This is a genomic window from Chryseobacterium artocarpi, from assembly GCF_001684975.1.
GTDB classification, from domain to species: Bacteria; Bacteroidota; Bacteroidia; order Flavobacteriales; family Weeksellaceae; genus Chryseobacterium; species Chryseobacterium artocarpi.
Window position 1 is genome coordinate 584,395 of sequence record NZ_MAYH01000001.1, and the last position, 14,835, is coordinate 599,229.

The 14,835-nt window shown below is 33.9% G+C and carries 14 protein-coding genes; 12 read left to right on the top strand and 2 right to left on the bottom strand.

Annotated features, from left to right (window positions below):
• The 9 genes from purB (at position 1) to BBI01_RS02500 (ending at position 10,598) form a co-directional block, all read left to right on the top strand.
• Positions 1-1,428, top strand: coding sequence for an adenylosuccinate lyase (gene purB, locus BBI01_RS02460; RefSeq protein ID WP_065393095.1), 1,428 nt, complete (start codon positions 1-3; stop codon positions 1,426-1,428).
• Positions 1,429-1,474: 46 nt separating this feature from the next.
• On the top strand, positions 1,475-2,461 hold the full coding sequence (locus BBI01_RS02465; protein WP_065393096.1) for a WG repeat-containing protein: 987 nt from the start codon (positions 1,475-1,477) through the stop codon (positions 2,459-2,461).
• A gap of 5 nt (positions 2,462-2,466) precedes the next feature.
• Entirely contained in the window at positions 2,467-3,894 is a 1,428-nt protein-coding gene (locus BBI01_RS02470; protein WP_065393097.1) for a serine hydrolase, read from the top strand.
• Positions 3,895-4,182: 288 nt separating this feature from the next.
• Positions 4,183-7,878: a phosphoribosylformylglycinamidine synthase gene (locus BBI01_RS02475; RefSeq protein ID WP_065393098.1), complete on the top strand. Its 3,696-nt coding sequence runs from the start codon at positions 4,183-4,185 to the stop codon at positions 7,876-7,878.
• Positions 7,859-8,272 (top strand): barstar family protein, encoded by a 414-nt coding sequence (locus tag BBI01_RS02480; RefSeq protein WP_083189990.1) that lies wholly within the window; start codon positions 7,859-7,861, stop codon positions 8,270-8,272. Before BBI01_RS02475 ends, BBI01_RS02480 begins: the two co-directional genes overlap by 20 nt.
• 419 nt (positions 8,273-8,691) lie before the next feature.
• A complete protein-coding gene (locus BBI01_RS02485; protein WP_083189991.1) occupies positions 8,692-9,321 on the top strand; it encodes an SGNH/GDSL hydrolase family protein in 630 nt (209 codons plus the stop codon).
• Positions 9,321-9,653: a gamma-glutamylcyclotransferase family protein gene (locus tag BBI01_RS02490; RefSeq protein WP_065393099.1), complete on the top strand. Its 333-nt coding sequence runs from the start codon at positions 9,321-9,323 to the stop codon at positions 9,651-9,653. The genes BBI01_RS02485 and BBI01_RS02490 overlap by 1 nt, the downstream gene beginning before the upstream one ends.
• Positions 9,654-9,722: 69 nt before the next feature.
• Entirely contained in the window at positions 9,723-9,911 is a 189-nt protein-coding gene (locus BBI01_RS02495; protein WP_065393100.1) for a bacteriocin-like protein, read from the top strand.
• 228 nt (positions 9,912-10,139) lie between these two features.
• Entirely contained in the window at positions 10,140-10,598 is a 459-nt protein-coding gene (locus BBI01_RS02500) for a GyrI-like domain-containing protein (protein WP_065393101.1), read from the top strand.
• Positions 10,599-10,674: 76 nt separating this feature from the next.
• Here the strand turns inward: BBI01_RS02500 and BBI01_RS02505 are convergent, their stop codons facing one another.
• Positions 10,675-11,136 carry a lipocalin family protein gene (locus BBI01_RS02505; protein WP_065393102.1) on the bottom strand — a complete coding sequence of 154 codons (462 nt, stop codon included), beginning with the start codon at positions 11,134-11,136 and terminating at the stop codon, positions 10,675-10,677.
• Between the two features lie 85 nt (positions 11,137-11,221).
• Positions 11,222-11,578, bottom strand: coding sequence for a diacylglycerol kinase family protein (locus tag BBI01_RS02510; protein ID WP_065393103.1), 357 nt, complete (start codon positions 11,576-11,578; stop codon positions 11,222-11,224).
• Positions 11,579-11,839: 261 nt separating this feature from the next.
• Here BBI01_RS02510 and dnaN point away from each other — a divergent pair, with 261 nt between their 5' ends.
• The 3 genes from dnaN (at position 11,840) to BBI01_RS02525 (ending at position 14,717) form a co-directional block, all read left to right on the top strand.
• On the top strand, positions 11,840-12,970 hold the full coding sequence (dnaN, locus tag BBI01_RS02515; protein ID WP_065393104.1) for a DNA polymerase III subunit beta: 1,131 nt from the start codon (positions 11,840-11,842) through the stop codon (positions 12,968-12,970).
• A gap of 228 nt (positions 12,971-13,198) precedes the next feature.
• Positions 13,199-14,029: an AraC family transcriptional regulator gene (locus BBI01_RS02520; RefSeq protein WP_065393105.1), complete on the top strand. Its 831-nt coding sequence runs from the start codon at positions 13,199-13,201 to the stop codon at positions 14,027-14,029.
• Positions 14,030-14,093: 64 nt separating this feature from the next.
• Positions 14,094-14,717 (top strand): DUF417 family protein, encoded by a 624-nt coding sequence (locus BBI01_RS02525; protein ID WP_065393106.1) that lies wholly within the window; start codon positions 14,094-14,096, stop codon positions 14,715-14,717.
• Positions 14,718-14,835 lie beyond the last annotated feature (118 nt).

Here is a 14,835-nt window from a genome sequence, read left to right on the forward strand (position 1 = left end):
ATGAATTCCTACAAAAATCCATTGGAAGAGCGCTATTCCAGTGAAGAAATGTTGTTTAATTTCTCACATAATAACAAATTCCGTACCTGGAGAAAGCTTTGGATCGCTTTAGCAGAGATCGAAAAAGACTTAGGGCTGGAAATTACAGACGAGCAAATCGCTGAATTAAAAGCTAATGCTGAAAATATCGATTTCGATAAAGCAGCAGAATACGAAAAAAAATTCCGTCATGATGTAATGGCTCACGTTCACACCTATGGTGATGTGGCACCTTCAGCTAAAGGAATTATTCACTTGGGAGCTACTTCAGCTTTTGTAGGAGATAATACAGACTTAATTCAGATCCGTGACGGACTTTTAATCCTGAAGAAGAAGTTGGTGAACGTAATGAAGAACTTAGCAGACTTTGCGATTCAGTACAAAGACCTTCCGACATTAGGATTTACACACTTTCAGCCAGCTCAGTTAACAACAGTTGGAAAAAGAGCAACCCTTTGGTTACAGAGTTTAGTTCTTGATATCGAAGAATTAGATTTCTTCCTTGAAACACTACGTTTCAGAGGAGTAAAAGGAACTACAGGAACAGCTGCAAGTTTCCTTGAGTTATTCAACGGAGATTATTCAAAAGTAAAACACTTAGATAAAGAACTTTCAAAAAGATTTGGTTTCGAAAAAGTGTTCGGAGTTTCAGGACAGACTTACGATAGAAAAATCGACGCTAAAGTTGTTGCTTTATTAGGAAATATCGCTCAATCTGCTCATAAATTCACCAACGATTTACGTTTACTTCAAAACCTTAAAGAAATTGAAGAACCATTCGAGAAAAACCAGATCGGTTCATCCGCAATGGCATACAAGCGTAACCCAATGAGAAGTGAAAGAATCGGAGCATTGGCAAAATATGTAATGTCTTTAACGACAAGTTCTGCAATGGTGGCATCTACACAATGGTTCGAAAGAACATTGGATGATTCTGCAAACAAGAGATTAACAATTCCTCAGGCATTCTTAGCCGTTGATGCAATCCTATTGATCTGGAACAATATCCTGAACGGAATCGTAGTATATCCGAACAGAATCAACAAACATATCGAAGAAGAACTTCCTTTCATGGCAACAGAATACATTATCATGGAAGAAGTGAAAGCGGGTGGTGACCGTCAGGAAATTCACGAAGTAATCAGAGTTCATTCTATGGAAGCTTCCAAGAAAGTGAAGGAAGAAGGTAAAGAAAACGACCTGATTGAAAGAATCTTAAACGATGATTCTTTAAAACTAGATAAATCAAAATTAAAAGAAGTTTTAGATCCGAAGAACTTTATCGGGTTCGCGCCAATTCAGACAGAAGAATTTGTCAAGAATGAAGTGCAGCCGATTATAGACCAAAACAAAGATTTGATAGGATTAGAAGCTGATCTTAAAGTATAAAACAATATGCAGCCTTTTGGGCTGCATATTTTATTTTAGACCTGCCATGAACAAAGCCCTTTTATTGATTGCAATGATTCCCGTACTGACTTTCTCTCAGAAGAAAGAAGTATTGAAGTATTTTATTTCCAAAGATTCTTTAATTGGAGTTAAAAATCAGGCTGGAAAAATCATCATTCCAGCAGAATTTAAAGATTATACCGGCATCAAAGACGGAGAATTACTAAAAGAAGGAATTGGCAATGAAACCATTCTCTTTGTTGGTGGGAAAAGAAATGACAAGTATGAAAAAAATACCTCTGGATATGTTTATGACAGAAAAGGTAATTTTTTATACAAACCTTATTTATATGATAACGGAGCCGATTATTTTTCAGAAGGGCTCAGAAGGTTTGTGAAAAACGGAAAAATAGGATTTGCAGACCGTAACGGAAATATCATTATTCAACCCAATCACGACTTTGCTTCTTCTTTCAATTATGGTTATGCTGTATTCTGTGATGGTTGTGACTGGGAAAAAACAGACGATGAACATCCTGCAATGGTAGGTGGTACTTGGGGAGTGATGAATATCAAAGGAGAAACTGTTCAACCCCTTACAAAACATTCAGAGAAAGATGTTGATATTGATGGGAAATATTATCCCTATTCATTTCAATACAACGAAAAAGAAAAAAATATTCTTAACTTCTTTGAAAAATACAATAAAATCATTTCAGCAATTCATTATGTCAACGTTTATAATGAAATGTCCGAAGATGAAAAAAAACTTTTTTTTGAAATTGTAGAAAGACCACAGGAAAACTTTCCATATTATCAGATTAATACCTATGATAATAAGAAAACAAACTTAGCTGCATTTGATGATCTGAAATTTTTTGTGTCAGAAGATGGAAAAAACGTTTTTACTATAAATTATGAAGATAAAATGATTCCTTTTGAAAGATGGTTGAAAGAGGAAATCAGACAAGCAGAAGAATACCAAAAAAAACATTCTAATAACCCGAATAAATTCAAAAATACCCCGAATTAAACTTAATGAGAAAAAACATACTTGTATTTATTTTTGCCTTGGCATTTGTGAACAATCATGCGCAAAGCGATAAAAAAGTGTACTCAATGATAGGTGCCGCAGCTCAGAAAGTTGCCGCAGAATCCAAAGCATATTCTGTTTCTGTCGGAATAATCAAAGATGGAAAAATCTATACCAAGCACTTTGGTGAAATAGACAAAGGAAAAGGAAATAAAGCAGATAATAATACTTATTTCTCCATCGCTTCCGTTACCAAGCTTTTCACTGGGCAGTTATTGGCTCAGGCAGTTCTGGAAGGGAAAATAAATCTTGATGATGATGTACGTAAATACCTTAAAGAATCTTATCCTAACTTAGAATATAACGGGATTCCCATAAAAATAAGAAACTTAATTTCTTACGAAACAGCGCTTCCAAGAAATCTTCCTATTGATGATGAATTAAGGAAAAATATGAACGATGAAACGGCATTTCTTTACGAGAAGCTCAATAAAGGATATACCAAAGAAGACTTTAAAAAAGATCTGGCTACCGTTACATTAAATATGGAGCCTGGTAAAGAATATAAATACAGTAATTTAAGCCTTGAGTTAGCCGGTCTCATGCTGGAAAATATTTACGGGAAAAGTTATGAAACGCTTTTAAAAGAAAATATCTTCTCAAAAGCTGGAATGAATCATACCAAACTGGAACTTGGGAAAAATGAAACTCAAGCCAATGGATATCATGAAAATTATCGTCTGATGCCTGTTGGACAAAGCCTTTTATGGGGCTCTGGTGGATCAAAAACCGAATCTACGATGGGGGATATGATGAAATTTTTAAAAGAAGAACTGAACCCGCAAGATAAAATAGTACAAGAGTCCCAAAGAAACATAAACAACAGCAAAGAAAGCTGGTATGGATATTTTTGGGATAGATACTGTATTTCTGAACATGGTAAAAGAGGATTTAAACATGGTGGATCCTATGGAATAAATACCTTGTTTACTGTATTTCCTGAGCTGAATATCGGAATCTGTATAATAGTGAACATCAATGGACCAGAAACATTTACCGCACTTTATAATGGAACGGACAGTTTAATCGCCGATCTTACTTCAACCTCAAATAAAAAACAAGTATACGGATATTCCGTAAAGGGAGATAAAATCGTTTTCTCTTACACACATCCGAAAAATCTTGATGGAAGCCTTATCAATACCGTATCTGTAGCGGGAAGTTTCAATAATTGGAATTCTGAAAATAAAGAATATCAGATGGTAAAAAAGGATAAAAACCTTTATGAATTGGAGGTTCCTGTCTCCCAATTTGAAAAAGGAAAGCCCTATTCTTTTAAATTTGTATTGAATAAAGAAGAGTGGATTGGAGCTTCTAAAAATGCATCCAATAATGACGGTACCAAAGATAATAATCTGGCATTGGTATTATAAAAAAAAGATTGAGGAAAAAGAAAGTAAAAAGAGTAAATTTGTACTCCGGAATGAGACCAATGTGGATCAACAGAAAGTAACAATCTGACATAGGTTCTCTGAAAAATATCTGATGAATGAGGTAATCTGATTCTGTCTTTGTTAATTTGAAATTGTCGCATCAGCGATGTGACAATTATAGAGAAAGTTTTTGATGCTACATTCTGTATCTGAAAATGGTTATCATTCAATAGATATAAAAAATTGAAAGGAAAAATAAATCTAATATTAAATAAAATCTGACATCTAATGTCTAATAACAAAAGAATTTTCGTAGAAAAAAGAGGAATTTTCGATGTTGAAAGTCCAAAAATTTTTGATGAAGTAAAAGCAGTTGTTCCGGCAATTCAAAGTGTAAAAGTATACAATGTGTATGACATCTTCAATTTGAATGACGGAGAATTCGAAAAAGTAGTTAACAATACTTTCGTAGATCCGGTAACTGATATTTTACATACAGAAAACCCTGCAAAAAGCATCCATTTCGGAATGGAGTTCCTGCCTGGTCAGTACGATCAGAGAGCAGACTCTGCACAGCAATGTATCGCTCTTTTGACAGAAAATGAAAAATCAAAAGTAAGAAGTGGAAAGCTGATCGAATTTGAAGGAGTTTCAGAAACTGACCTGGTGAAAATCAAAGATCTTTTGATCAATAAAGTAGAATCTCAGGAAAAAGATTTGTCTATATTGGATATTCCTGCTGATGAAACACCATCAAAGGTTTTGATCCACGAAAATTTTATTAATTTTAATGATGCAGAACTTGAAAATTTCTACAATAATCACGGTTTTGCATTAGGATTAGATGACCTGAAATTTATTCAGGAATACTTTAAAACTGAAGAAAGAAACCCTACAGAAACTGAACTGAAAGTATTAGACACTTATTGGAGTGATCACTGTCGTCACACGACTTTCGAAACAGAATTGTCAGACATTCAGTTTGAAGGAAAATTCAAACAGACATTGGATACTATTTTCAATGACTATATCGAAAAAAGAAAATTCTTAGGTCGCGAATTGAAACCTATTTCCTTAATGGATCTGGCAACAGTATGCGGTAAATATTTCCATAAAACCGGTAACCTTGATAACCTTGTAATCTCTGACGAGATCAATGCTTGTACCATCCAGATTGAAGCAGAATACGACGGTAAAAAAGAGCCTTGGTATTTATTATTCAAAAATGAAACGCACAATCACCCAACGGAAATTGAGCCTTTTGGAGGAGCCTCTACCTGTTTAGGAGGTGCAATCAGAGACCCTTTATCTGGTAGATCTTTTGTTTTCCAGGCGATGAGGTTAACAGGTGCTGCAGACGTTTTGGAATCAGTAGACAAAACATTACCAGGGAAATTACCTCAAAAAACAATCACTAAACAGGCTGCGAACGGATATTCATCTTATGGTAACCAGATCGGTCTTGCAACCACTATGGTTTCTGAAATCTACGACGAAGGTTACAAGGCAAAAAGAATGGAAGTTGGTTTTGTAACCGGAGCTGTTCCTGTAGATTGGGTAAGACGTGAAAAACCTGCAAACGGTGATTCTATCATCATCTTAGGAGGAGCAACAGGTCGTGATGGAGTAGGAGGAGCAAGCGGAAGTTCAAAAGAACAGGACGAAACTTCTATTCACACCATGAGTTCTGAAGTTCAGAAAGGAAATGCTGTTGAAGAACGTAAGATCCAGAGACTATTCAGAAACCCTGAATTAACAAAACTAATCAAGAAGTCAAACGACTTTGGTGCAGGAGGAGTTTCTGTTGCTATCGGGGAAATTGCTGACTCTTTAGAAGTAAATCTTGATGTATTACCATTAAAATATGAAGGTCTAAACGGAACAGAACTGGCTATTTCCGAATCTCAGGAAAGAATGGCAGTTGTAGTAGATCCGAAAGACAAAGAAAAGTTCATCAAATTCTGTGAAGCTGAAAACATTGTTGCGGTAGAGGTAGCAAAAGTAACGGACTCAGGAAGAATGCAGATGTTCTGGAAAGGAGATAAAATTGTTGACCTTTCAAGAGCTTTCCTTGATACAAACGGATGTTCAAAATCTCAGGAGGTAAAAATTAACCATCTTGAAGAAGTAAAAACAGAAACTAAGGCATTCAACGAAGAAAACTTCCTGAATACTTTAAAAGATAAAAATGTAGCTTCCCAAAAAGGACTATTGGAAATGTTTGATTCTTCTGTAGGAGGAACAACAGTGGCAATGCCTTTAGGTGGAAAGTACCAGCAGACCCTAATGGAAGGGAGTGTGCAGACATTACCGATCTTAGGAGCAAAAGATATCAGAACCGTTTCCTTAGCAAGCTGGGGATTCGATGCTGAAATCTCAAAACAAAACTCATTATTAGGAGCATCTTATGCTGTAGTAGAAAGTGTGGCGAAGATTGTTGCAATGGGTGGTGACTATAAAAACATCAGATTAAGCTTCCAGGAATATTTTGAGAAATTAGGACAGGCACCTGAAAAATGGGGTAAGCCATTAGCTTCTCTTCTAGGGGCTTATGATGCACAGATCAATCTTGGATTAGCTGCTATCGGAGGTAAAGACTCGATGAGTGGAACTTATCAGGATCTTAATGTGCCACCAACATTGATTTCTTTTGCATGTGCAAACGGAAATAAAGAAAATATCATTTCTCCAGAACTTAAGGCTGCTGGAAACAAAGTATATTTCTTCAACCACATCGCTGAGGAAAATGGTCTTCCAAATTATGATGCTTTAAAAGGTATTTATGAATTTATCTTTGAAAACATCAAAGCAGGAAAAATTGTTTCTGTGAAAACAGTAAAAGACGGAGGAGTAGCAGTAGCATTAGCAAAAATGAGTTTCGGAAACAGATTGGGAGCTGAAATCAATGCTGATGAAAATACTTTATTAGCTAAAAATATCGGTAGCTTAATCATCGAAGCTAAAGAAGAACTAGGCAATGCATCTCTTCAACTTATCGGAGAAGTAAAAGATTCAGGAGTTTTAAAGATCAACAATCTTGAAACCCGCATCACAAATCTCGAAGCAGCTTATACTGGGACATTTGAAAACCTTTTCCCAACAATAGAAAAAGGAAAGATTACGGTTGAAATTGATGAAAAATCAAACTCAATAAATCCAAGAAATATCATCATCAAGAAACACGGAATTGCACAACCTAAAGTATTTGCTCCAGTGTTCCCGGGAACAAACTGTGAATATGATACCTTAAATGCATTCCAGAAAGAAGGAGCTGTAGTAAGCAGTTTACCTTTAATCAATATCAGCCACCAATTGCTGGATGAAAGTATTGATGCATGGGTAGAAGAGATCAGAACTTCTCAGATCTTAGCTTTCTCAGGAGGTTTCTCAGCAGGAGATGAGCCGGATGGTTCTGCAAAATTCATCGTAAACGTTTTAAAGAACGAAAAAATGAGAAATGCAGTTCACGAATTATTAGACAGAGACGGTATGATCATCGGAATCTGTAATGGTTTCCAGGCTTTAGTTAAATCAGGGCTATTACCTTACGGAAGAATTAAGGATCTGGATGAAAATTCTCCTACATTGGCTCATAACGCTATCAGAAGACACATCTCTCAGATGGTTACCGTAAAAGTAGTGAACGATGAAAGCCCGTGGTTAAAAGGAATGAAAGGTCAGACTTTCACTATTCCAATCTCTCACGGTGAAGGACGTTTCATGGCTTCAGAAGAAGAAATCAAGAAGTTATATGAAAACGGACAGATCGCAACGCAATACATCGATTTCGATGGAAACATTGCTCACGGAATGCCATTCAACCCAAATAACTCATTATTCGGAATTGAAGGAGTTACCAGCCCATGTGGAAAGATCTACGGAAGAATGGGACACCCTGAAAGATTTGCAGACGGACTTATGAAGAATATACCAACCGCGAATTATCACAATATATTCAAAAACGGTGTTGAATACTTCAAATAACAATACAAGAAAAATGATCGTCATCCATGGCGGTCATTTTTCGTCTTTAGACGGTTTCTACGAAGAAGTTTCCAAAGTCTTAATGAAAGACACAGATTGGGAAGTAGGAACTTTAGATGGTTTTGATGATATTCTGTACGGTGGTTTCGGAGTCTTTGAAAATAAAGAAGAAATTGAAATCATTTGGAAAGGAGCTCAAAAATCAAAAGAAGATTTAGGGTTTAAAGCAACTCGTGAATTCTACGAAAACAAAATAAAACAGGGAAAACCTTTCAATACAGAATTGATACAACAAAAATTGGATGATCTGAATGAAGGAAAAGGTCAAACACTGTTTGATATTCTGGTAGAAATTATTGAATCACACAAGAATATTACCCTGAAACTAGATTGATGAATAATGAGTGGGAAGTTTACAATAATACTACTTATTTGTTTTCAAAGCTTTCCAGCCAGTTTCATCCAATCAACTTGTTGATTCTATCTTAGTTCTCTGAAATCTACAGAATCATAATAAAAACTTTGCGTCAAGAAAATATATTTCAACCATTAAGAAAAATGAAACTTTAAGGTAAATTAAGCTTTATCAAAGATGAATTTAGGAAGCCGCTTAATAATAGTTTCAGCTATATTCTTAACTTTTCTTAGCTTCTTAAATTATTTTAATGGTTTAAAATAATATTTTCAATATAATTTTATGTTGAAAATTTCTCGCAGATTAAACAGATTCAGCAGATTTTTATCTTACTTTGAAAAATATTTGAAAAGCTTTAAAATAAGGAGCAGAAATCAATAAACAAAAGAATTAATTGAATGAAGAAAATAGTGTACGGATTGTTCTTTGGAGACAGTATAACATATGGAGAATATGACGGCGTTTTTGGAGGTTGGGTAGACATTTTAAAGAGATATGCCCTGCAAAAATTCCACGAAGGAAATGGTGATGAACTGATTTTATTCAATTTAGGAATAGGTGGCGAAACAACAGAAGGATTATTAAAGAGAATGCCTGTTGAATTGGCGGCAAGAAATTCCGCTGATGGTAACCTTGTTTTTATCAGCTATGGAGCCAATGATCTTGCAATAAAAGACGGAGTTTATAGTGTAGAACCGGATAAATTTAAAGAAAATATCAAGATTGCTGTTCAGCATGCAAAGCAGTTTTCTAAAGACATTTATTTGGTAAGTATCCTTCCCATTGCTCAAAAAATAGATGGAATAGTGGTGGGATCCGGAAAATTAAGAACCAACGAAGAAGTTATCGTTTACAACCAGATTCTCAAAGATATTGCAGTAGAAAATTCCTTAAGTTATATTGATTTTTATAATGCAGTATTAGATGATAAAGAAATTCTACTTTCTGCAGACGGAGTTCACCCAAACGAAAAAGGCTATGGAATCATGGCTGAAATAGCAATACCAATCATTGAAAAATATTTATAATGCCTAATTTATTTTCTTACGGAACCTTACAGAAAGAACAGGTTCAGATTGAAACATTCGGACGTATCTTACAGGGAGAAAAAGATATTTTATCAGGATATAAGCTGAATATGCTTGAAATTACAGATCCGGAAGTTCTACGCAAAAGCGGACAAAAGTACCATCCTGTTCTTGAGTTTTCAGGAAAAAGTGATGACGAAGTAGAAGGAGTGCTTTTTGAAGTGACAGAAACAGAAATTTTACAAGCAGATGAATATGAAGTAGATGATTATAAAAGAATAGAAACCGTTTTTAAATCCGGAAACAAAGGATTTATTTATGTAGGAAAATAAACCTGCTTAAATTTATCTAAGCAGAGTGAATTTTATTTAGTAGTTTTAAGCTACAAAAATAAAATTACCATGAAAAATTTAAAAAGAATTAAAAGAAAAGAATTAAAAACGGTAAAAGGAGGAGGGGCAAACCCACCTAGAATTATTTATCCTAAAGATGAAAATGGAAACTGCAGCACTTCACCCTATTATTACTATTGCCCAAAATATGATGGATGTATGACGGGGGAAGCATGGGATGCTTATTGTCCACTGTAAAATTTAAATAATCTAATGAACATAACGTTTTAGAAACGTTTTTGATTAAAAAAATATTATCAATATAAACGGGCTTTAGCCCGTTTTTACATTTAAATATCTATCCATTGGCTTTAGCCAAATCATAAAAACCTGAGAAAGAAAAACAATTATTCATCTCAAAAACACTCCTGACAAACAGTTGTCACAACTTCATTCTATCTTTGTCATACAACAAAATATCAAGAAATGAACAACGTGAAAATTGAACCTTTTAAGGTGATCGGAATTGCAGTAAGAACAACTAATGAAAACAATCAGGCAGCACAGGATATTCCGGTATTATGGGAGAAATTGATGAAAGAAAATATTGTGGAGAACATTCCAAATAAAATAAATAATACTATCTATTCCATTTATACCGATTATGAAAAAGACCATACAAAACCTTACACAACATTACTTGGATGTAAAGTAGAAAATCTTGATATAATTCCTGAAGGAATGATTGGGAAATCTTTTGAAGGCGGAAACTATGTGAAATTTACTCCAAAAGGAAACCTTGCAGAAGATCTGGTGATCAATGAATGGATTAAAATATGGAATATGGATTTACAAAGAATATTTACCGCTGACTTTGAAATGTATGGTGAAAAAGCTCAGAATCCTTCAGATGCAGAAGTAGATATTTTGATTGCGGTGAAATAAGTTTAGCAACTACTTTTCGAAATACAAGAAAAGCCTGCTATTCTAAGATAGCAGGCTTTTTATTTGTAAGTGCTTTTTATTTGTAAAAAACAGTTTTATCATAGTCTTTGATACCATCCCCATTGTAGTCTTCATTTGTAGCTACTAGAATAACAAGCTTGCTGGAAGAAAGTTCAAGTACATCAGCTACATTGCTTCCAATTGTAAGCTTCATGTGAGCAGGATTATATTCATAAGGAGTAGTAGCCTCCGTTTTTTTACAAACAGAATCTACATTGTTATAATCTGCCATATAATATTTCCCGTCATTTTTGAACTCATAAGTTCCCTGTTTCTTACAATCATCAGGAACTTTTTCTGCAATAACAGTTTCTTTATTAGTTCCCGAAATCTGATATTGAGTTTGTATTTTCCAAACTCCAACAATATTAGTATTGTTATTATTTCCAGAATTATCAGGCATCGGTAAAGTATCATCACCCACGCTACAAGATGAAATAGCCCCTGCAGCAAAGATTCCGACTAATAACTTTTTCATAAGATTAATTTTTGGCGAACTTAATAAAAAATATCAAATTAAATGAATATCTTTTCTATTTTATAGAAATTTTATGAAATGTTGATCAAATGAAAAGATACTTCCAATAAATAAGAATTCCAATTATAACAGACGAAACAGCGATTATTACAACTGCTCCGGCTGAAATATCTTTGATGAAGCCAATTCTTTTATCATAGTCTGGTTGTATGAAATCACAAATCTTTTCAATGGCAGTGTTGAAAATTTCAGCACTCAAGACGGCTGTGGAAACAATAAGAATAATAGCAGCATCAGTATTGGAAAGCTTTAAATAGGAAATAAGAAATATATTGACGAAAAAAGCAAAAAGTTCAATCTGAAAATTTCTTTCAGTCTTTATCATCACAAAAACACCCCGAAAAGCATTGAGAAAACTTTTATGAAGAGGAGGTTTTTGCATTTTTTTAAATTATTTTTAACAAAGATAGGTTTTGTATTTTGATTGTTCCACCGAATCTGCTATATTTGAAATACAAGATTAAAAATCAGCTTGAGGATTCCCAATCGAATCTTTTTTGAACAAAAATAAATGATTCAGAAAATTTGAACGTAATGTCAAGGCTTAAAACAGGTTGACGATGATTGTTCAAAACTCCGCAAGATTATTTTTTTCTTTGTTGTATGTATTTATTATATTTGTAGAAACTTATTATATAAATCTATGAAATTTATTATTTCAAGTGGTGAACTGCAGAAGGCGTTGCAAACTGTAAGTGGCGTAATATCAAGCTCTCAATCGAGACCTATTTTAGAAAACTATCTTTTTGAATTAGACGGAAATAATGTTACCATTACAGCATCTGACGGTGAGACGACTCTTGTTACTTCATTGGAAGTAAAGTCTGATGACTCAGGTAAATTTGCTGTTCCTGCTAAGATTTTTCAGGATTTTATCAAGACATATGGAGAACAGCCTTTAACATTTGTAGTAAAGGACAATGCGGAAGGAACTGGAAGCCAGCTTGAGATTTTAGATGAAAAAGATAATTTCGCAGTAGCATTAGATAACGCTGATGACTACCCTGAACTACCAGAATTTGACGCTTCACAAAGTGTAATAATGCCAGCAGGTGTTTTATCTGAAGCTTTAACTAATACATTATTTGCTACAAGTAATGACTCTCTTCGTCCGGTAATGACAGGAGTTCTTTTCCAATTTGGAGAAAATGAAACCAACTTTGTTTCTACAGATTCTCACAGATTGGTTGTTTATAAAAGAACAGACCTGATGAATGCCGAGCCAATGGAATTCATTATGCCTAAAAAGCCTTTGAATATCTTCAAAAATATTCTGGCAAGCTCAAATGACGAGGTAAGAATCGATTTCAATGAGAACATGGCGAAGTTTACTTTTGATAAGCATATCTGGATCTGTAGACTGATTGATGGTAAATATCCAAACTATACAGCGGTAATTCCTAAGGAAAATCCAAATGTATTGACAATCAACAGAAACCTTTTATTAGGAGCTATCAAGAGAGCATCTATCATGTCTAATAAATCTACCAATCAGGTAAGATTCAAGCTTTCAGGAAACATTCTTCACTTACATGCTGAAGATACTGAATATGCAAACAAAGCAGACATGCAGATTCCTTGTGACTATAACGGAGAAGATATCAATATCGGATTCAGCTCTAAATTCTTAACTGAAATGTTAACTATTTTAGGATCTGATGATATTACCATGAAAATGTCTCAACCAAACAGACCTGGTATCATTGAACCACTTGACGGTCTTGAAGAAAACGAAAATATCTTAATGTTATCAATGCCAGTAATCGGATTGTAATATTAAAAATGAATATTAAAAAGCTGGAGTAATCCGGCTTTTTTTGTTTTCAATCTGAATTTTAAACCATTAAAAAAGTAAAATTTCAATTTCTTGCTGAGTGAAACGCCTTTGTGATCTTAAAAATCATATTATCATTATAAAATCTTAGCATTCGTTGCGTTAAAAGAGTAATTCAGAATGTAAGTGAAATAATCACGTTATTTGTATTAGATAAGAACTCTCATTATGGAAGTAAAAATACAATCTTACCTATCATCACATTTTCTTTCAGAATTCACTACTGAAAACTATAGTGTTATTGTATGGAAGGGGACAGGTGTATTTTCCGTGGATGGAATCAATTATTCTTATAATGGTTATAATATTCTGTTTCTTTCACCTTATCAAAAGCTAAAGTTTTTTGCTGATTCAGGAGAGAATATGAACGTTCTTCTTTTTCATGGGGATTATTACTGTATTGAATATCATAAAGATGAGGTGGCATGCAACGGACTTCTTTTCAATAATATTTATTTAAATCCGGGAATAGAACTTTCTAAGGAGAATTATGAATATATTCTGGAACTTTTTAATCATATTCAGAAAGAAGGAAGAGAGAATCATCAGTTCTCGCAATCTATTATTAAAACGTATATACAGCTAATTCTTGCTATCTGCAGCAAACAAAAAAGTGGTGCTGAAAGTGGCGTTACTGTTAGTGAAAAACTACCCAATAAAAATGCAGTAGAATTTCAGAAACTACTTGAAATTAACTTTAAGCAAGAGAAAGAACTTTCATTTTACAGCAATAAACTGAATGTCACAAACAGTACTTTAAGCAAAACTGTAAAAAAAGAATTTGCAAAAACACCTACTCAGTTGATCAATGAAAGAATCATTCTTGAGTCTAAAAAATTACTTCATCTCACTTACCGTTCAGTAAAGGAAATAGCTTCAGAACTAGGGTTTGGTGATGAATTTTATTTCAGCAGATATTTTAAAAAATCTGTAGGATGTTCACCAAAACAATACAGAGAAAAAGTTGGAATTTCTGTAGTGGCAAAAATGTCCATGTAATGTCCTGAAATATCTATGGTAAAGCACTAAGCATGTGAATACCTTTGTTTAAAAAGTAAATCATATGCAAAACAGTAGATTATACAATAGTTTATTAAAATTAGATGCTTATTTCTTCAATTTTCTAAGAATATCAATATTTATCGTTATGGCATGGATTGGGGTACTTAAAGCCTTTCAATATGAGGCTGACGGAATTGTGCCATTTGTTGCCAATAGTCCTTTCATGAGCTTTTTCTATAAAAATGCAGGAAATAAAGTATTGAATGAAAACCAAAAATTTGTTTCAGAATATACATTGTATAAAAACCTGGAAGGAAAAATAGTGAAGAAGAATATTGATTGGCATACAGCCAACGGAACATATATATTTTCGTACGGATTGGGAACAATGATTGTGGGGATTGGAATATTAGTACTATTAGGCATTTGGTTTCCAAAAATTGGAGCAATAGGAGGAGCTTTGACATTTTTTATGTCGTTAGTTACTTTATCATTTCTGGTGACCACACCTGAAGTATATGTTCCGAACCTTGGAGGTGACTTTCCTACACCACAATATGGCTTTCCTTATCTTTCCGGAGCAGGGAGACTTGTATTGAAAGATATTATTATGATGGCGGGTGGATTGGTCTTATTTTCAGATAGTTTAAAAAAATTGATGAAGCCCTCTTCGAATTTAGCTTAAAATCATATATTAAAATTATTAGAGAAGCATGCTGTAAAGTGATTTATTCAATCCATATAAGAGAAAAAAAACAAAATTATTTATCTTAAAATCGCTTTGAAATTTCTGTATTTCTCAA